This is a genomic window from Microbacterium sp. NPDC090225 (assembly GCF_044772365.1).
Lineage (GTDB): Bacteria > Actinomycetota > Actinomycetes > Actinomycetales > Microbacteriaceae > Microbacterium.
On the sequence record NZ_JBIVYS010000001.1, the window covers coordinates 2088304 to 2107033 of the forward strand.

At 69.1% G+C, this 18730-nt stretch carries 17 protein-coding genes; 6 read left to right on the top strand and 11 right to left on the bottom strand.

The features are described 5' to 3' along the window. Positions 1-209: 209 nt before the first annotated feature. On the top strand, positions 210-803 hold the full coding sequence (locus ACIQTT_RS09930) for a short chain dehydrogenase (protein WP_402789043.1): 594 nt from the start codon (positions 210-212) through the stop codon (positions 801-803). A 117-nt stretch (positions 804-920) separates the two neighbouring features. Here ACIQTT_RS09930 and ACIQTT_RS09935 read toward each other — a convergent pair whose 3' ends face one another. Then, positions 921-1220: a chorismate mutase gene (locus ACIQTT_RS09935; protein WP_402789045.1), complete on the bottom strand. Its 300-nt coding sequence runs from the start codon at positions 1218-1220 to the stop codon at positions 921-923. Between the two features lie 64 nt (positions 1221-1284). Here ACIQTT_RS09935 and ACIQTT_RS09940 point away from each other — a divergent pair, with 64 nt between their 5' ends. Continuing rightward, on the top strand, positions 1285-2505 hold the full coding sequence (locus ACIQTT_RS09940; RefSeq protein WP_402789047.1) for an AI-2E family transporter: 1221 nt from the start codon (positions 1285-1287) through the stop codon (positions 2503-2505). Positions 2506-2652: 147 nt separating this feature from the next. On the opposite strand, the gene ACIQTT_RS09945 is transcribed toward ACIQTT_RS09940, so the two are convergent. The 8 genes from ACIQTT_RS09945 to ACIQTT_RS09980 form a co-directional block, all read right to left on the bottom strand. Continuing rightward, entirely contained in the window at positions 2653-3573 is a 921-nt protein-coding gene (locus ACIQTT_RS09945) for an ABC transporter substrate-binding protein (protein WP_402789049.1), read from the bottom strand. A gap of 74 nt (positions 3574-3647) precedes the next feature. Beyond that, positions 3648-4421: an ABC transporter permease gene (locus ACIQTT_RS09950; protein WP_402789051.1), complete on the bottom strand. Its 774-nt coding sequence runs from the start codon at positions 4419-4421 to the stop codon at positions 3648-3650. Then, positions 4418-5098, bottom strand: coding sequence for an ABC transporter permease subunit (locus tag ACIQTT_RS09955; protein ID WP_247623916.1), 681 nt, complete (start codon positions 5096-5098; stop codon positions 4418-4420). The genes ACIQTT_RS09950 and ACIQTT_RS09955 overlap by 4 nt, the downstream gene beginning before the upstream one ends. After that, the gene (locus ACIQTT_RS09960; protein WP_402789053.1) at positions 5095-5982 is read right to left on the bottom strand and encodes an ABC transporter ATP-binding protein; all 888 of its coding nucleotides are present in this window, start codon (positions 5980-5982) and stop codon (positions 5095-5097) included. The genes ACIQTT_RS09955 and ACIQTT_RS09960 overlap by 4 nt, the downstream gene beginning before the upstream one ends. Positions 5983-6075: 93 nt before the next feature. Next, positions 6076-6378, bottom strand: coding sequence for a DUF427 domain-containing protein (locus tag ACIQTT_RS09965; RefSeq protein ID WP_402789055.1), 303 nt, complete (start codon positions 6376-6378; stop codon positions 6076-6078). A gap of 190 nt (positions 6379-6568) precedes the next feature. Then, positions 6569-8002, bottom strand: coding sequence for a dihydrolipoyl dehydrogenase family protein (locus ACIQTT_RS09970; RefSeq protein WP_402789057.1), 1434 nt, complete (start codon positions 8000-8002; stop codon positions 6569-6571). Positions 8003-8495: 493 nt separating this feature from the next. Next, complete coding sequence (locus ACIQTT_RS09975) at positions 8496-9599, bottom strand: lactonase family protein (protein ID WP_402789059.1); 1104 nt, start codon at positions 9597-9599, stop codon at positions 8496-8498. A 4-nt stretch (positions 9600-9603) separates the two neighbouring features. After that, on the bottom strand, positions 9604-10890 hold the full coding sequence (locus ACIQTT_RS09980; protein WP_402789061.1) for an adenylosuccinate synthase: 1287 nt from the start codon (positions 10888-10890) through the stop codon (positions 9604-9606). 176 nt (positions 10891-11066) lie between these two features. On the opposite strand from ACIQTT_RS09980, the gene ACIQTT_RS09985 reads away from it, so the two are divergent. Together ACIQTT_RS09985 and ACIQTT_RS09990 are read left to right on the top strand one after the other, a co-directional pair. Further along, the gene (locus tag ACIQTT_RS09985) at positions 11067-11999 is read left to right on the top strand and encodes a DMT family transporter (protein ID WP_402789063.1); all 933 of its coding nucleotides are present in this window, start codon (positions 11067-11069) and stop codon (positions 11997-11999) included. Positions 12000-12189: 190 nt separating this feature from the next. After that, entirely contained in the window at positions 12190-12879 is a 690-nt protein-coding gene (locus ACIQTT_RS09990) for a Pr6Pr family membrane protein (RefSeq protein WP_402789065.1), read from the top strand. A gap of 146 nt (positions 12880-13025) precedes the next feature. Here the strand turns inward: ACIQTT_RS09990 and ACIQTT_RS09995 are convergent, their stop codons facing one another. After that, complete coding sequence (locus ACIQTT_RS09995; RefSeq protein WP_402789067.1) at positions 13026-14453, bottom strand: mechanosensitive ion channel domain-containing protein; 1428 nt, start codon at positions 14451-14453, stop codon at positions 13026-13028. 1 nt (position 14454) lies between these two features. Beyond that, positions 14455-16608: an adenylate/guanylate cyclase domain-containing protein gene (locus ACIQTT_RS10000; protein WP_402789069.1), complete on the bottom strand. Its 2154-nt coding sequence runs from the start codon at positions 16606-16608 to the stop codon at positions 14455-14457. A 127-nt stretch (positions 16609-16735) separates the two neighbouring features. Between ACIQTT_RS10000 and ACIQTT_RS10005 the strand changes: the two genes are divergently transcribed. Continuing rightward, positions 16736-17425 (top strand): Pr6Pr family membrane protein, encoded by a 690-nt coding sequence (locus ACIQTT_RS10005; protein ID WP_402789071.1) that lies wholly within the window; start codon positions 16736-16738, stop codon positions 17423-17425. Between the two features lie 124 nt (positions 17426-17549). Further along, entirely contained in the window at positions 17550-18713 is a 1164-nt protein-coding gene (locus ACIQTT_RS10010) for an AAA family ATPase (RefSeq protein ID WP_402789073.1), read from the top strand. Positions 18714-18730: the final 17 nt, after the last annotated feature.

Here is an 18730-nt window from a genome sequence, read left to right on the forward strand (position 1 = left end):
ATCCGTGCACTGGGGAGTGCGGGAGGACGACAACCGACACCGACTGCTCAGAGATCACCGCGGCTCGGCTCCGTGATGGCCTCGGAAGGGTCCGGCGGACGGGGAACGCCGGGCCCTTCCTTCGTCTGCCCGCCGGTTCCTGAGACTGGGTCCCTGAGCCTGTCGAAGGGTCCCGCCACATGAAACCGGCCCGGTGAAAGACTGGGGTCATGAAGATCGTCGTCATCGGAGCATCCGGAAGCATCGGCCGCGTCGTCTCGGACACGCTCGAATCCCGCGGGCACGAGGTGATCCGCGCGTCGCGCAGCGGTGACGTGCGCGTCGATCTGGCGGATGCCGCGTCGATCGCCGCCCTGTTCGCCGAGGTCGCCGACATCGACGCCGTGGTCGTGGCCGCGGGATCCGTGCCGTTCAAGCACCTCACCGAGCTCGACCGCGACGACTACACGGCCGCGTTCCTCGGCAAGACGCTGCCGCAGATCGAGGTCGTGCGTCAGGCGCTCACGCACCTGCGCGACGGCGGATCGGTCACGCTCACCAGCGGCGTGCTGTCGCGCGACCCGATCGCCACCGGCGCCGCGGCCGCGATGGCCAACGGCGCGCTGGAATCGTTCGTCATCACGGCGGCTGCCGAGGCGCCCCGCGGCATCCGCATCAACGCGGTCTCGCCCGACGTGCTCGAGAACTCCCCCGGCTACCACCGGCTGTTCGCGGGCCACCGCCCGGTCGGCGACGACGAGATCGGTCGCGCCTACACGCTGGCCGTCGAGGGGCTCGAGACGGGCCGGACGATCACGGTCTGACCCGCGACGCGTGAAAACGGAGACGGATGCCGGTGCGCGCGGCGTGTCCGTCGTCGGCACGCCACGCGGAGCACGATGCCTCTCCGTTTTCTCGCGCCCGCGGCGCCCCCGCAGGGGTCAGCGCGACTCGGCTGCCTCGGTGTGGTGGCGGATGACCTCGGCCACCACGAAGTTGAACCACTTCTCGGCGAACTCGGGGTCGAGGTGCGCCTCCTCGGCGAGCGCGCGCAGGCGGGCGACCTGCTGCTCCTCGCGGCCGGGGTCGGAGGCGGGCATGTCGTACTCGGCCTTGAGGTGACCGACCTGCTGAGTCGCCCGGAAGCGCTCGGCGAGCATGAAGATCAGCGCGGCGTCGATGTTGTCGATGCTGGCGCGCAGGCGCAGCAGTTCGGCCTTCGGGTCCTGTGGCGCGGTCATGCCTCCACTCTAGAGCGCGCGAGAACGCCCGTGATCGGATGCCGTGCACCGCTATCGTGAGCACATGAGCAACGAGAAGCCGCCGGCATCCGCGCCCTCCGACGACGCCGCTGCGGCCGACGAGCATCCGCCGGTCGCATCGTCGGCACCGGCGTCGCCGGCGTCCTCGGAGGAGGCGTCGTCGTCGCGTCCTCAGCGGGCGGTCGTGATCGAGCCGATGGCACCCAGCCGCTCATTCTGGACGCGGATCGATCGCCCCTTCGTCTTCGGCTTCCTGGTGACGCTCGGCGGTCTCGGCGCGATCGTGCTGGGGCTCGCGGTCACGAGCCTGTCGACCGTGCTCATCTACATCGCCCTCGCCCTGTTCGCCGCTCTCGGGCTGGATCCGTCCGTGCGTTTCCTCGAGCGGCGCGGGCTCTCGCGGGCGATCTCGGTGGTCATCGTGATCCTCTCGCTCATCGTGGTCGTGGCGCTGATCCTGTGGATGGTGCTGCCGATCGTGATCGAGCAGGTGGCGAGCTTCGTGCGGTCGGTGCCGGGGATGATCGCCGACTTCCAGCGCAGCGATCTCTACGCCACGCTCGACGACCAGTTCGGCGATCAGTTCCAGGGCCTCGTCGCCGACCTGCAGAAGTTCCTCACCGACCCGGGCAACATCGCCAGCATCGGTGGCGGCGCGCTGCAGGTCGGAGCATCCATCGCCTCCGGCATCTCGGGCGTGATCGTCGTGCTCGTGCTCACCCTGTATTTCGTGGCGACGCTGCCCGGTATGAAGCAGAGCATGCTGCGTCTCATCCCGGCTCGTGACCGCGAGCGTGCGGGCGACATCACCGATCAGATCACCGATTCGGTCGGTGGCTACGTGATGGGCATGGTCGTGCTCGCGTTCTTCAACGCGATCCTGGCCTTCCTGCTCTACACGTTCCTCGGTCTGCCGTTCCCGCCGCTCATGGCGACCGTCGCATTCTGCATCACGCTGATCCCGCTCGTCGGATCGGTGATGTTCTGGATCATCGGCACGGTCCTCGCGCTCTTCACCGACCCGATCGGTGCGCTGATCTTCGCCGCGGTCTACCTCGTCTACATGCAGATCGAGGCGTATGTGATCACTCCGCGCGTCATGAACAAGGCGATCGCGATCCCCGGTTCGCTCGTGGTGATCGGCGCCCTCGCGGGTGGCACGCTGCTCGGTCTGCTCGGGGCTCTCGTGGCGGTGCCGGTCGCGGCATCCATCCTGATCATCATCAAGCAGGTCTGGGTGCCGAAGCAGGACGCCCGGGTGTAGCGGGGCGGGTTCTCCGCTCTGCTCCCTCCCTCGCGCACCTCCCGCCCCCGGATGCCGAGACGGATGCCGGGGACGGATGCCGCGGGCGAACGCAGAAGTGCCCGGGCCCACCAGGGCCCGGGCACTTCTCGTGATGCGGTCAGGAGGTCAGATCAGGCCCTGGTCCTCGAGCCACTTCTTGGCGATGTCCTTCGACGACTGCTGGTCGACCGTGCTGAGCACGTTCAGCGACACGAGCTCCTCGGCGGTGAGCTTGGCGCTGACCTCGTTGAGCACGTCGGAGACCTCGTCGGCGATGTCGCTCGACACGATCGGCACGACGTTCGACGAGATGATCAGGTTCTCGGGGTCTTCGAGCGCCACGATGTCCTCGGTCTCGAAGGCCGGGTCGGCGGTGTAGATGTCGGCGACCTGGATCTCTCCGGCGAGCAGCGACTCGAGCGTGCTCGGGCCGGTGGCCGAGAACTGCAGGTCGACGCCGTAGACCTCCTTGGCCGCGGCCGGGCTGTACGGGCGCTGCTCGAACTCGGGAGCCGCACCGATGGTGACGGGCGACGGAGCCTTCGACAGGTCGGCGATCGAGGTGATGCCGTACTCGTCGGCGAAGCTCTTGAGCACCGTGTACGTGTCCTGATCGGATGCCTCGGCGAAGTCGAGAGCCGTCAGGCTGTCGGGCAGGGCATCCTGCAGGGCGGCGTAGACGTCGTCGGGGCTGGTGACGTCGATCTCGTCGTCCGACAGGTATTCGAGCAGGCTGCCCGTGTACTCGGGGAAGACGTTGATCGCGCCGGACTCGACCTCGGGCATGTACGCGTCGCGCTGACCGATGTTGAGCTGCGTCTCGACGTCGAAACCGGCGTTCGACAGTGCCTGGGCGTAGATCTCGGCGATGATCTCGTTCGAGTAGTACGCCTGCGAGCCGACGACGATCGTGTCGCCGCCGCCGGAGCCGGCACTGTCGGACGGCTCGTCGAGCGGGTTGCTGCCGCCGCAGGCCGACAGGGTGAGCGCGGCCGCGGCGACAAGGCCGACGGCGAGGACGGAGCGCTTGCCTCGTGCTGTGAACATGGACTTCCTCTTCTCTGGAAACTGCTGGGACTTCGAGTGCTGTGGGATTCAGGTGGATGACGCCGGGCGGGTGCTCAGGCGGTGGCGGGTGCCGGTTCGGAGGTGGTGGCGGATGCCGTGGCCGAGCCGGTGCGGGTAGTCGCGTTCCGACTCGATCGCTTGCCGTCGGCGCGCGGTCCGCCGCCGCGGAGCCCGGCGGGAACCGCAGCGCGCTGCGCGGAGGCGAGGAGCAGATCGACGATCAGGGCGAGCACCGCGACGATGATCGCGCCCGCGAGCACCTGATCGAACCGGCGCAGCGGGATGCCCTGGATGATCGGCCAGCCGAGCCCGCCGAGGTTCACGTAGGCGGCGATCGTGACGGTCGCGATGACCTGCAGGAGCGCCGAGCGGATGCCGCCGACCAGCAGGGGCAGTCCGAGAGGCACCTCGACCTTCCAGAACACCTGCCAGCCGGTCATGCCCATCGCCTTGGCGGCGTCGAGCGTGCGCCGGTCGATCGCCTCGAGGCCGGTGTAGGCACCGGCGAGCAGCGACGGGATCGCGAGGAGCACGAACGTGATGATCGCGGCCTCGGGGATGCGGAGCACTCCGAGCAGGAGCACGAGCAGCACCATGAGTCCGAACGAGGGGATGGCTCGCGCGGCACCGGAGACGGCGACCGCCACCTCGCGGCCACGGCCCGTGTGACCGATCAGCCACCCGATCGGAATCGCGATCGCCGCGGCGATCAGCACCGAGATGGCGGTGAGGGCGAGGTGCTCGCCGAGCAGCTTGGGCAGCGCGTAGGTGCCGGTCCACTGCGCGGGGGCGAAGATCCAGGCGAAGGCTTCGGCGAAGAGGTTCATGCGGGAGCCCCCACGGCGATCGCGCGGCTCGCGGTGGCCTTCGAGGCCGCTCGGGTCCACGGCATGAGCGCGCGGCCGATGAGCAGCAGGATCAGGTCGATCACGAGGGCGATGACGACGACCGCGATCACGCCGGCGAAGACCTCGGCGATGATGCGTCGTTCGAGGCCGTTCGTGAAGAGGTAGCCGAGGTTCGTGACGCCGATCAGGATGCCGACGGTGGCGAGCGAGATCGTGCTGACCGCGGTGACCCGGAGACCGGCGAGGATCACGGGGCCGGCGAGCGGGAACTCGACCGCCCAGAAGCGACGGAAGGGCGCGAAGCCGGTGGCCGTCGCCGCCTGGCGCACGTCGTCGTCGACCGAGTCGAGGCCGTCGGAGACGGCACGCACGAGAATCGCGATCGCGTAGATCGTCAGGGCGATCACGAGGTTCGTCTCGCTGATCGCCGAGTACCCGAGCGTGGCGGGCAGCAGGATCAGCAACGCGAGCGAGGGGATCGTGTAGAGCAGGCCCGTCAGCACGATGATCGGGCCGCGCACCAGCCGATACCGCCACGCCACCCAGCCCAGCGGCAGCGAGAGGACGAACCCGAGCACGATTGGCACGATGCTCTGCCGCAGGTGCACCGCGGTGAGCTCGAGGATCAGCCCGAAGTTGTTGACGACCCAGTTCACGGCTGACCGCCCTGCACGGCGCCGAGGGCCGCGGCATCCGGCCCTGCCAACGGACCGTCGGCGTGCTCGGTCTCGGCGACGAGCGCCCCCTGGGTGCGCCCCTCGGAGTCGACGACCACGGTGCCCTGCGGCGTCTGCTTGAGGTGCAGCGCGCGGCGTCCGCGATCCGCGCCGATGAACGAGGCGACGAACTCGTCGGCCGGGTTCTCGATGATCTCGCTCGGCGAGCCCACCTGCACGACCCGCGCGCCCTTGTCGAGGATGACGACCTGGTCGCCGAGCAGGAACGCCTCGTCGATGTCGTGCGTGACGAACACGACCGTCTTGTCGAGTTCGTGCTGCAGGCGCAGCGTCTCCTGCTGCAGGTCGGCGCGCACGATCGGGTCGACGGCGCCGAACGGTTCGTCCATGAGCAGGATGTTCGGATCGGCGGCGAGACCACGGGCCACACCGACGCGCTGCTGCTGACCCCCCGAGAGCTGGCTCGGGTAGCGCTCGGCGAGCTTCTGGTCGAGTCCGACCGTGTCGAGCAGTTCGCGCGAGCGCGCGTACGCCTCGGACTTCTTCACGCCGTTGAGGCGCAGCACGGTCGAGACGTTGTCGATCACGGTGAAGTGCGGCATGAGTCCCGAGTTCTGCATGACGTAGCCGATGCGACGGCGCAGCTGCACGGGGTCGCCGCCGAGCACGCTCTCGCCGTCGATCTCGACGTCACCCGAGGTCGGTTCGACCATCCGGTTGATCATGCGCAGCAGCGTCGTCTTGCCGCAGCCCGACGAGCCCACGAACACCGTCGTCTTGCGGGACGGCAGCACGAGGCTGAAGTCGTTGACGGCCACGGTGCCGTCGGGGAACTGCTTGGTGACGTTGCGGAATTCGATCATGGGTGGTCTCCCGTCGGGGGATCGATGCAGGGCGCGACGATGGCGGGCATGTGTGCGGCGGTATCTACGACGACGAGCGGATGCCGTCGCCGGTCAGGCCGAGACCTCGACGCTCGGGTCGAACGCGACATAGCCCGAGAAGTCGCCGCCGACGCGCTCGAACGCTGTCGGATACGGCGTCGGGTACGACCACGCGAGGTCCTTGTGCAGCTCTCCGCCGACCTCGACGGAGAAGTACTGGGCCGCCCCCTTCCAGGGGCACGTGTACGGCGTCGGGCTCTCGACGAGCGTGCCCGGCGTGATCGACGCCGGCGGGAAGTACCAGTTGCCCTCGATGCGGAAGAGGTCGGCTTCGTCGGCCTCGGCGATCACGGTTCCTGCGAGTACAGCCTTCATGGTTCTGCCTCCTGGGATGTGGGTTAGAGCGTATAAGAGGTCGCCGACATTGCGGCGGGGGTTGTGCGCGCGGCCGTCAATGTGAGAAATAAAGCGCGCGCCGAAGCATCCGATGTCGCTCTCTGTTCGGAGCGTCGGGCGATTCGGATCGGATGCCGCAGCGCCACCCTCGGCGCCACGGCCCAGCGGCTCATGCCGAAGCCCGCCCGTAGCCCTCGAGCAATCGCAGCCAGACCTCGCTCACCGTCGGGTACGAGGGCACGGCGTGCCAGAGGCGTTTGATCGGCACCTCGCCGACCACCGCGATCGTCGCGGCCTGCACCAGCTCCGCGACCTCGGGGCCGACGAACGTCGCACCGAGCACGACGTCGCGCGCGGTGTCGACGACGAGCCGGGCCTGGCCTGCGAACCCGTCCTCGTAGAGGCTCGCCCCGGCCACCCAGCCCAGGTCGTAGTCGATGACCTTCACCTCGTGGCCCGCATCGCGCGCGGCCTTCTCGGTGAGCCCGACCGACCCCACCTCGGGGATCGAGAACGTCACCTGCGGCACCGCGGCGTGGTCGGCGGTGGCCGCATGGCGACCCCAGTCGTCGGCATCCACCGGTTCGTCCTTCGCCCGGGCGGCGATCACGTCGCCCGCCGCACGCGCCTGGTACTTGCCCTGGTGCGTGAGCAGCACCCGACCGTTGACGTCGCCGACCGCGTACAGCCAGTCCGAACCCGGAACGCGCAGGGTGTCGTCGACCTCGATCCACTTGCCGGGTTCGAGGCCCGCCGTCTCGAGGCCGATGTCGCCGCTGCGCGGCGAGCGTCCCGTCGCGACGAGCACCTCGCTCGCGGTGACCTCGCTGTCGTCGTCGAGGGTGATCGTGACGCCGGCGTCGTCGCGACGCACCGCCGTGGTGCCCGTGTTCAGCCGCACCTCGACGCCGAGCTCGCGCAGCCCCGCCGCGACCCGCTCGCCCGCGAACGGCTCCATCCCGCCCAGCAGGTCGCTGCGCGCGATCAGGGTGACCGTCGATCCGAGCGCGGCGTAGGCCGTCGCCATCTCGACCGCGACCACGCCGCCACCGATCACGGCCAGCGAATCCGGAAGCTCCTCGGCGCTCGTGGCCTCGCGGCTCGTCCACGGAGAAGCCTCGCGCAGGCCGGGGATCGGCGGCACGACGGCATCCGATCCCGTGCTGATCGCGACCGCGTGGCGGGCGTGCAGCACGCGCGTTCCTCCGTCGGGATCGGTCACCGTGACCTCGCGTTCGCCCGTCAGGCGCCCGTGCCCGCGCGCCAGATCGATGTGCGCCGACTCGAGCCACTTCACCTGGCCGTCATCCGACCAGTTGCTCGTGAAGGAGTCGCGGCGGGCGAAGACCGCGCGCACGTCGAGGGCGCCGGTGACCGCTTCCTTCGCGCCGGCGACGTGCTGGGCCGCGCGCAGCGCCTGGGCCGAGCGCAGCAGCGCCTTCGACGGCATGCACGCCCAGTACGAGCACTCCCCGCCGACCAGCTCGCTCTCGACGATGATCGCCGTGAGACCTCCCTGCACCGCGCGGTCCGCGACGTTCTCGCCGACCGGTCCTCCGCCCAGCACGATCAGGTCGTACTCGTTCGTCTTGTCTGCAGTCATCGCTTCGCACCTCTCCGCGCAACAGTCTCGCTGAACAGCAACGTCGTGTCACGGGGTGGTTGTTCCCCGACGCGCCGGGTACGGTATGCGCCGCCGTGGGTTCGCAACTCCGGAGATCTGGTGTCGAACGGTGCGCGGCGGCGTTGAATCCGCCCGATCAGCGGGAATCTCCGGAGTTCTGTGCAGGGGCTTCGGGCCGCGGTGTACCCAACTCAGGACAAATCGGCCTGATCGGCCCGAGAACGGGCAGATTCCGGCGGATTCGACCCGTTCGTCCTGAGTTGGGTACGCGCGACCCGTCGCACAACTCCTCAGAATCGGGGACGATGCGGCCCGAAGCGGTCGGATGGCGGCGCGACGCGGCCGAACCGAGGAGTCATGCGGGGCGAGATGCTTCGACAGGCTCAGTAACCCCGCGCAACCAGCGAGCACCAGAGCACGCCGGGCCCAGCAACCCCGCGCGACGGGCCGCAACCGCGCCAGCCCGACGGCGTCAGCGCACGGGCAGGATGTGCGTCGGCGTCGCGGCCGGTGCCTGGTGGCGGATGCCCAGGGGCGCGCCTGTGCGTTCGTCGAGGTCGATCAGACTGATCGAGTCGGACCGCTGCCCGGCGACCACGAGCTTGCCCTCGAACACCAGGTGGTGGCGGGGCCAGACGACGCCGGAGTCGGCGAGCGCGATGGATTCGAGGCGCTCCCCGCCGCCGAGCACGCGCAGCGCCGCGATCGTGTTGCTGCCGCGCAGGGCCGTGTAGAGGAAGGCACCGTCGCGGGTGCGGGCGAGTTCGGCGGGGAAGTCCACGCCGACCTCGGCGATCGGGCTCGACAGGGTCGACGACACCACGGCCCATGCCCCGCTCGGGGTCTCGGCGAGCGTGAACACCTCGCACGAGTACTCGGTGATGATGTGCAGATGTCCGCTCGGGTGCACCACCATGTGACGCGGACCGACGCCGAGCGGCAGGATCACTTCGTGGTCGAGGCGCAACCCGGTCCCCGACAGCCGCCAGAAGCGCACGAGGTCGAAGCCGAGGTCGGTCGTGACGATGCGCCCGTCGGGCAGGAACGCCGCCGAGTGGGCGTGCGAGGCGCGGTCGGGCAGACCGTAGGGGTCGGATGCCGCAGCCCCCACCCCGGGTTCCTCGCGCACCGCGTCGGGGTCTTCGTCCTCGCCGAACAGGGCCGCGCGCAGCGCCGCCGCGGCATCCGCCTTCGCCGGGACGATGCGCCCGTCGGGCGCGAGGCCGAACCGCACGACCCGGCCGTCGCCGTAGCAGCTGGCGATCAGCGTCGACCCGTCGCGCGACACGGCGAGATGGCACACCGCTTCGCCCGCCGGCACCGGCGCGCCGAGCGGCGCGAGAGATCCCTCGCCCGAGCGCACGAAGGCCTGCACCGCGCCGTCGTGCTCGAGTGCCGCGTAGACGACGTCGAGCGACGGATGCTGCGCCAGCCATGACGGCGAGGATGCCGTCGCCGCGAGGTCGCGGTACCCGAGCGTCGTGGCCTCGCGGCCGTCGTCGCCGGCGAGGAACCCGATGCCCTCGGCGGAGCCGTCCATCTCGGGGCCGTAGCCCCCGAGCCAGAAACGGGTCACGGGGTCAGTCGACGAGGTCGTGGCGCACGACCACCTGGTCGCGCTCCGGGCCCACACCGATCACCGAGATGCGTGTGTTGCTCATCTTCTCGAGCGCGAGAACGTAGTCCTGCGCGTTCTTCGGCAGATCCTCGAACGTGCGGGCGACCGAGATGTCTTCGTTCCAGCCGGGGAAGTACTCGAGGATCGGCGTCGCGTGGTGGAAGTCGGTCTGGTTGACCGGCACCTCGTCGAAGCGCTCGCCGTCGACGTCGTAGGCGACGCACACGGGGATCTGCTCGAGTCCGGTGAGGATGTCGAGCTTGGTGAGCACCAGGTCGGTGATGCCGTTGACGCGGGTGGCGTATCGGGTGATCGGGGCGTCGTACCAGCCCACGCGGCGCGGACGCCCGGTGGTGGTGCCGAACTCGAAGCCGCGCGAGCGCAGCCATTCACCCTGCTCGTCGAACAGCTCGGTGGGGAACGGGCCCGATCCGACGCGGGTCGTGTAGGCCTTGACGATGCCGACGATGCGGTCGAGAGCACCGGGACCGACGCCCGAACCGGTGGCCGCGCCGCCCGCGGTCGCCGACGACGACGTCACGAACGGGTAGGTGCCGTGGTCGACGTCGAGCATGGTGGCCTGGCCGCCCTCGAACACCACGACGTCGCCGCGGTCGAGCGCCTCGGCGAGCAGGTAGCCGGTGTCGGCGACCATCGGGCGCAGACGCTCGGCGTAGGAGAGCAGGTCTTCGACGATCTCGTCGACGGTGATGGCGCGGCGGTTGAAGATCTTCACCAGCAGGTGGTTCTTCTGGTCGAGGGCTCCCTCGACCTTCTGGCGCAGGATGTTCTCGTCGAACAGGTCCTGCACGCGGATGCCGACCCGGTTGATCTTGTCGGCGTACGCCGGTCCGATGCCGCGACCGGTGGTGCCGATCATGCGCTTGCCGAGGAAGCGCTCGGTGACCTTGTCGAGCGTGCGGTGGTACTGGGTGATGATGTGCGCGTTGGCGCTCACCTTGAGGCGCGACACGTCGATGCCGCGGCCACCGAGCGCCTCGAGCTCGTGGAACAGCACCTCGAGGTCGACGACGACGCCGTTGCCGATCACCGGCGTGACGCCGGGGGAGAGGATGCCGGAGGGCAGCAGGTGCAGGGCGTACTTCTCGTTGCCGACGACGACGGTGTGCCCGGCGTTGTTGCCGCCGTTGAACTTCACGACCCAGTCGGTGCGGTCACCGAGCAGATCGGTGGCCTTGCCCTTTCCTTCGTCGCCCCACTGCACGCCGACGATAACGATTCCTGGCATGGGTGTCCCCCTTGCTTTCGCCGGGTTTGCACCGGCTGATGAGCTGGCCCTTGTCGGGCTCCCCCATCCTATCGAAGGGGCCGACATCGCCCCCGGCGCGGGTCGTGGCGGGATATGGACGGATGCTGTCGCTCCCGTGCATCGCGGATGTCGGAGACCCCTGACACCATCGGAGCATGTCGAAGAACGCTCCCCTCACCGGCGACCTGCCGGGCACGAAGCCCCGGCAGGGACCGCTCGTGCTGATCGCCGCCCTCGTGACGGTCGTGCTGTGGGCGTCGGCGTTCATCGGCATCCGCGGGGCGGGTCCGCACTTCGACCCCGGTGCGCTCGCACTGCTGCGCATGGCAGTCGGCAGCGCGGTGCTCGCGATCATCGCGGTGCGCCACGGCGTCCGTCTGCCCGCGCGGCGGTACTGGTGGCTGATCGCGGTGTGGGGCGTCGGTTGGTTCTGCGTCTACAACCTGGCGCTCAACGCCGCCGAGCGCACGCTCGACGCGGGCACGGCGGCCATGGTGGTGAACCTCGCACCGCTGATGGTCGTGGTGTTCAGCGGACTCTTCCTGCGCGAGGGGTTCCCGAAGCCGCTGATCATCGGGGCGCCGATCGCGTTCCTCGGCGTCGTGCTGATCGGCATGAACTCACAGGCGGCCGAGGGCGAGGGCCCCGACCTCACCGGGCTACTGCTCGCCCTGCTCGCGGCGGTCATGTACGCGGGATGCACCCTTCTGCAGAAGCATCTGCTGAGCGCCGGGTCCGATGCGACGACGCTCACCTGGCTCGGCGCGATGGCCGGCACCGTCGCACTGCTGCCGTGGACGGGCAGCCTGATCGGCGCGCTGCAGAGCGCTCCCCTCGGCTCGACCCTCTGGGTCGTCTACCTCGGCATCTTCCCCACGGCGATCGCCTTCACGACCTGGGCGTACGTGCTGCAGCGCAGCACCGCCGGGCAGACCTCCGCCACGACCTACGTCGTTCCCGCGGTCGCGATCCTGATGTCGTGGGCGATCCTCGGCGAGGTGCCCACCCCGCTGATGTTCCTCGGCGGCGCGCTCTGCCTGCTGGGCGTGCTGGTGACGCGGTTGCGGTGGGGGCAGCTGAAGGGCTGATTCAGGCGTATCGATATACCGATCACCTCAGCGAATCCGCCCGAATCCGGGCGCCCCACTTAGCGATATTCCGAGAAGCCCGGCCCCAGAGTGGGAAACCGCCCAGAGATGCCGACCAACGTGCGATTCGCGGCTACGGTGTCCGACGGTTCGACCGCCAGAGTGTCGAGCACACAACGTCGGAGGAACGATGAAAACTGTGTGGCCCTACGTGCGGATCGTCGCCGCCCTACTCGCGCTCGCGGCACTCGCGCGGCAACTCACACGCGAGATCGCAACCGCGCAGGCGGCGACGACCGAATGGGGCCGCGATGTCCCCACGGCGGTGTCGAACTTCTTCAGCTTCTTCACCACACTGTCCGGCCTCATCGCCGCCGTCGTGCTGCTGATCGCCGCCGGATGGTTGCTGCGCACCCGCCGCAGCGACAGCACCGAACCCCGATGGCTCGCCGTGCTGCTCGCCTACGCGAGCACCTACATGATCACGACCGGCATCGTCTACAACCTGCTGCTGCGCAACATCCCCTCGCACAGCGCGACCGAGGCATGGACGAGCGAGTCCCTGCACGTCGTACTCCCGATCGTGATGCTGCTCGACGTTCTCTTCGCACCGCGCCGCCGCGCGCTCGGTTGGGTCACCGCCCTCCTCGCCGTCGTCTTCCCGCTCGCGTGGGGCGCCTACACGCTGGTGCGCGGACCGTTCATCACCGACCCGTTCACCGCCACGCCCTACTGGTACCCGTACCCGTTCCTCAACCCGAACACCTCGAGCTGGGGCTCGGTGGGCCTCTACGTCGCCGCCATCGCAGCCGCGATCGTCGTCATCTCGCTCATCGTCGTCGGGATCGGGCGCCTCCGCGGCGCCCGGCGCCGGCACTAGGGCACGCCGGCGCGAGGTCACGCCGGCGCGAGGTCAGGCCGGCGCGAGGTCAGGCCGTTCGTCCGGATCAGGCCGGTCCGCGTCGAATCTGCCTGACACGGCCAAACGGCCTGACACCCGAGCACCACCCGGCCAGCAATCCGGCCTCACCGCGATCCGATCGACCCCCGCGACAGACTCAGCGCTGCCAGCCGATCAGCGGCGAGCGTGCGCTTGAGTTCGAGCGATTCGCCGATCTCCGCCGCCAGACGCGGGCGCGTGCGGATCAGCTCGTCGACCGTCGCGAGCGGCAGCACCACGGCCGTGAGGATCTCGCCGGCGACCGTGACCGCCTGCGTGCGTTCACGGGTAAGTGCGGTCTGACCGATGATGTCGCCCTTCTCGGCCGCCGCGAACTCCACCCGTCCGCCGTCGACCTCGAGCGACAGGATCGCGCGCCCCGACACCACGACTCTCACCTCGTCGGGCACGACTCCGCTCGGCAGCACGATCTCGCCGACCCCGTAGCGCTCGAGCGACGAGGCCGTGAGCAGCGCCTCGAGGTCGTCGTCGCGCAGGTGCAGGGTCGCGGCGATCGATCGCAGGGCCTCGGCGAGACGCCCGGGCTCGGCGATCGGGTCGGTCGCGTCGCCGTCGAGCGCGAAACCGTGGCGGCGGGCGGCGTACCAGAGCCAGGAGAGGTAGGTGGACAGCGCGCGCGAAGCATCCGCCGGCCCCGCGACCGGGATCGCGACGCCGTACGCGCCCGCACCGGAATAGCTGACGGATGCCCGTTCCCGCGCGACCTTCATCGGCAGGGCCTCGGCGACCTCGACGAGCAACGCCATCACCTCGTGCGGCGGATCGTCGGTCGAGAAGGTCACCGAGGTCGACGCGGAGTAGGGCCCGTCGGGCTCGCTGAGGTTGGTGAACGACGCCCCCGACAGACTGGAGTTCGGCACGATCTGGATGCCGGAGCCGGTGTCGATGTGCACCGCACGCCAGTTGACCTCCACGACACGCCCGCGCACACCCGCCGCATCGAGGAAGTCCCCGATCTTGAACGGCTGCTCGAACAGCAGGAGCAAGCCCGAGATCACGCCGCCGACCGCGTTCTGCAGCGCGAGGCCGATCACGATCGACCCGACGCCCAGGGCCGTGAAGAGACCACCGACGTCGGCATCCCACACCCAGGAGAACAGCAGGGCGAGGCCCAGCGCGACCAACACCAGTCGGGCGATCTCGACGAAGATCGTCGGGATGCGCTTGCGCCACGAGTCCTCGGCGGCGTGCGCGAACAGCGCCACGTTGAACGACGACAGCAGCAGCAGGATCAGGAGGAACCCGAACACGGTGGCCACCACGCGGGTCCACACCTGCTCGGCGGGCGACTGGATCGCGAACGCCAGTAGCGCGAACAGTGCACCGACCGGGATCACCCCATTGCGCAGCAGCCGCAGCGGACCGGCGAGCGCGTTGTTGCGCCGACGGAGTCCGTTGATGAGCTCGGTGAGCACGACCAGCAGCACGGGGACACCCACCGCGAGCGCGATGACCCACCATCCCCACCCGTCGCGGAACGCGTCCTCGAACATGTCAGGCCACCTTCCAGACCGTCTCGGTCGTGCCGCGGGCCTCGACCGTGCCGGCCTCGGTGAACGAGAAGATCTCGCGGGTGCGGTCGTAGACCGTCTGACTGACGTAGACGCCCGGCTCGCCGGTCACCGATCGCACCCGGTAGGCGAGGTTCACGGCGTCGCCCCACAGGTCGTAGGCGAGGCTCGTGCGTGCGACGAGTCCGCTCGTGACCGTGCCGGTGTCGACGCCGGCGCGCAGGCCGATCGACGAGCCGTTCTGCGCATTGAAGCGCTCGATCACTCCGAGCAGGTTCTTCGCGAACTCGACGCTGCGGCGCACGTTGTCGACGCGCGGCACGATCAGCCCCGACGAGGCGAGGTAGCCGCCGCGCAACGTGCGCACCTTCTCGACGCCGGCCTTCTCGGCGGCCTCGTCGAAGCCCCGCATGAGGGTGTTGAGGTGGCCGATCTCCTGTTCGGCCGAGAGCCCGCGCGCGTAGTCGTCGAAGCCGACGAGCTCGGCGAACACGACCGACACGTTCTCGTGCGCCTCGGAGATCGCCTCGTCGCCCTGTTTGTATTTCGCGGCGACGCTCTCGGGCATGAGGGTGAGCAGCAGCTTCTCGTTCTCGGCCTGCTGCTCATCGATGAGGTCCTGCTTGATGCGCAGACTCGACGCCATGTCGTTGAAGGCGCTGCCCAGATCGCCGAACTCGTCGCGCGCGCCCTGCGGCACCTGCACGTCGAGATCGCCCTCGGCGACCCGGTGCACCGCGCCGACGAGGCGGTGGATGGGCCGGGTGAAGACCTGCGCCAGCAACAGCGACAGCAGCGAGACACCGAGCAGGATGCCGAGGAGCGACAGCAGCACCGTGCGGGTGAAGTCGGTCACGGGCGCGAACGCCTCCGACGAATCGATCCGGGCGATGATGACCCAGTCGAGCCCCTCCACCTCGAGCGGGGCATAGGCGGTGACACTGTCGATGCCGAGATATCCGGGGCCCGTGGTGGTGCCGGTGCGCCCGGCCTGGGCATTCGCCACCGCCTGGGTGTTGATGGGCTGGAGCAGGATGGTGCCCTGCACCTCGACGATCCGCTTCGCGACGCTCGGGGGCGTGCCGCCGTTGATCGCGAGCTGCTCGTAGCTGTCGGGGTCTTCGATGAGGCGCCGCGAATCGCTGCGCATGAGGTCGTCGAGACCCACGAGGTACACCTCGCCGGAGTCGCCGAGGCCCTGCTCCTTCCACTCCCCCGACCCCGTCGTCAGGTCGTTGATCGTCTCCATCGACACCTGCAGGGCGAGGGCGCCGGTGATGCGGCTGTCGTTGCCGATCGGCGAGACCACCCACATCGTGGGCACGTTCAGCGAGGGGATCCACCGTTCGAAGTCGGTGAGCACGACCGTGCTGACCGAGTTGGTGGCGATGGCATCCGCATACGCCTGCGCGAGCATCGTGTCGCGATACGGACCCGTGTTCAGGTTGCTGCCGAGCTCGACTCCCTTGTAGGCCGAGAAGACGATGTCGCCGTCGAGGTTGAGCAGCAGCGCATCCTCGTAGTCGGCCTGGTTCACGAGACGGCTGAGGTAGTCGCCGTAGCGCTCGGTCGCCGCCGAGTAGGCCGAACCGTCATCGGCGTCGTTGTCGTCGAGCAGGGTGTCGTAGTCGGCGTCGAAGTCGAGGTTCTGCGTCGTGAAGCGCGTCTGCAGGAACTGCCCGGCATTCGACTCGGGGATGAAGGCGCTGTCGCCGTACTGCTCGCCCGCGCGCTGCTCCAGCGTGGGGATGAAGGTGTCGGAGTAGTACGACTCGAGCTGCGTGCGCTCGTCGGGGGTGACCTCGCGCTGTTCGAGTTCTTCGTACCCCGCGTTCACGGTGGTCGAGAGGGTCTGCGCGCTGAGGTTGCGCGACTGCAGCGAGGCATCCTTCTTGACCGCCTCGATCGCGTCGGTGACCTCGGCCGCGCGCATCGAACGGATCGTGATGAGCTGATCGACCGCGGCGTCGTGCAGGGACTGGCGCCCGTTGATGAATCCGACGGCGCCGACGATGACCGACGAGACGAGGCTCACCGCCAACAGCATGATCAGCAACTTCGACTGGATGCTGAGTCCCGGGCGCAGGCGCCGCAGGCGCCGTTCCGTCTTCTCCCCGACCGTGCCCTGCTCGCTCATCCGCGTCCTCCGTCGTCATCCGTGAGCGCGTCCCCACTCGGAGGTTATCGATATACCAACTCCGTGCAAATGGTTTTTTCGCCTGATGTCATCGGTCCTCTCCCGATACATTGGCGGCGGAGGAAAAATGACGACTTGGTGGCCCTACCTGCGGATCGCCGCAGCCCTTCTCGGCACGGCGGCGCTCGTGCGGCAGATCACGGTGTCGATCACGAACGCGCAGGCGTCGACCACCGAGTGGGGTTCGCACGTTCCCACCGTCGTCGCGAACTTCTTCAGCTTCTTCACCGTGCTCTCGAACATCGGCGCCGTCGTCTCGCTGACGATCGCGGCGATCTGGATGCTCCGCACCCGCCGTGAGAACACTCCCGAGCCCCGCTGGCTCGCCACGCTGCTCGTGTGCACGAGCACCTACATGATCGTGACCGGCGTCGTCTACAACCTGCTCCTGCGGTACATCAACCTCGACGGCGTCTCCGAGGTCTGGACGAACGAGACGCTGCACGTGATCGTCCCGCTCGTCATGCTCCTCGACGTGCTCTTCGCGCCGCGGCGGCGCGCGCTCCCGTGGTCCGCGGCCCTCGTCGCGGTGATCTTCCCCCTGGCCTGGACCGTGTACACGATGGTGCGCGCGAACTTCATCACCGGCCCGATCACCGGCAACCCGTGGTGGTACCCGTACCCGTTCCTCGATCCGCACGGTCCCGGCGGATGGGGCTCCGTCGTCGTCTACATCATCGGGATCGCGATCGGCATCATCGCCGTCGCCGCCGGTGTGGTCTGGGTGGGTCGTCGCCGCGGCATCCGCGTTCCCTGATCCGGCGGTCGCTCGCCGATGGGGACTCCTCCCCATCGGCTCCGAGCCGAGGTGTCGGAGGATGCGGTTACCCTGGTGCGGGGGAAGGACGCGATGTTTCCCCGCGTGATCGAGGAGACTGCAGATGAACGAGCCCTACGCGCCGGACCCGTCGACGAATTCGGCCCCTCCGCCCCCTCCTGCGCCGCCCGCGCCCGTACTCCGCAGCGAGCTGCGCGACGCCGCGACGCCTCCCCCTCCGCCCGCCGCACCGGCGACGCCCCCGTCGGCGCCGACCCCGAAGGCGGATGCCGGGCCCAAGGCGGCCCCGTCCGACGCCGAGATCTCGCGGGCGAGCGACGTGCTGAAGGTCGTCTCCGACGCGTACTCCGCGAAGATGGTGGGCCAGGAGCGCCTGCGCATGAGCCTGCTCATCTCGCTCATCGCCGGCGGTCACATCCTGCTCGAGAGCGTGCCGGGACTGGCGAAGACGACCGCCGCGAGCACCCTCGCCGACACCGTCAAGGCGCAGTTCAAGCGCATCCAGTGCACGCCCGACCTGTTGCCCAGCGACATCACGGGCAACCAGATCTACGACGCGGCGACCGGCTCCTTCCGCACCGTCCTCGGCCCCGTGCACGCCAACTTCGTGCTGCTCGACGAGATCAACCGCTCGAGCGCCAAGACCCAGAGCGCCATGCTCGAGGCGATGCAGGAGCACCAGACGACGATCGGGGGCGAGGTGCACCACCTGCCCAAGCCCTTCCTCGTGATCGCGACGCAGAACCCGATCGAGCAGGAGGGCACCTACGAGCTGCCCGAGGCGCAGATGGACCGCTTCCTGCTCAAGGAGATCGTCGAGTACCCGAGCCCCGCCGAGGAGTTCGAGATCCTCGGCCGCATCGACTCGGGCGTGCTCGACCCCGACCGCCACGTCTCGAGCGCGATCTCGCTCGACGACGTGCACATGCTGCAAGACGTCGCCGGCCGCATCTACGTCGACCCCGCGATCCGCAACTACATCGTGTCGATCGCGTACGTCACCCGTAATCCCGCGCCGTACATCGGAGAGGATCGCGCCCGGTTCATCAAGTACGGTGCGAGCCCCCGCGCGAGCATCGCGTTCCTGCAGGCGTCGCGCGCCCTCGCGCTGCTCAAGGGCCGCTCGCACGTGCTGCCCGAAGACATCCGCGAGCTGCGCCATCTCGTGCTGCGCCACCGCGTGCTACTGACGTTCGAGGCCGATGCCGAGGGCATCCGCAGCGAGGAGATCATCGACCAGATCTTCGCCTCGGTGCCCACCCCCTGACCCGGTCGCCGAGCCAG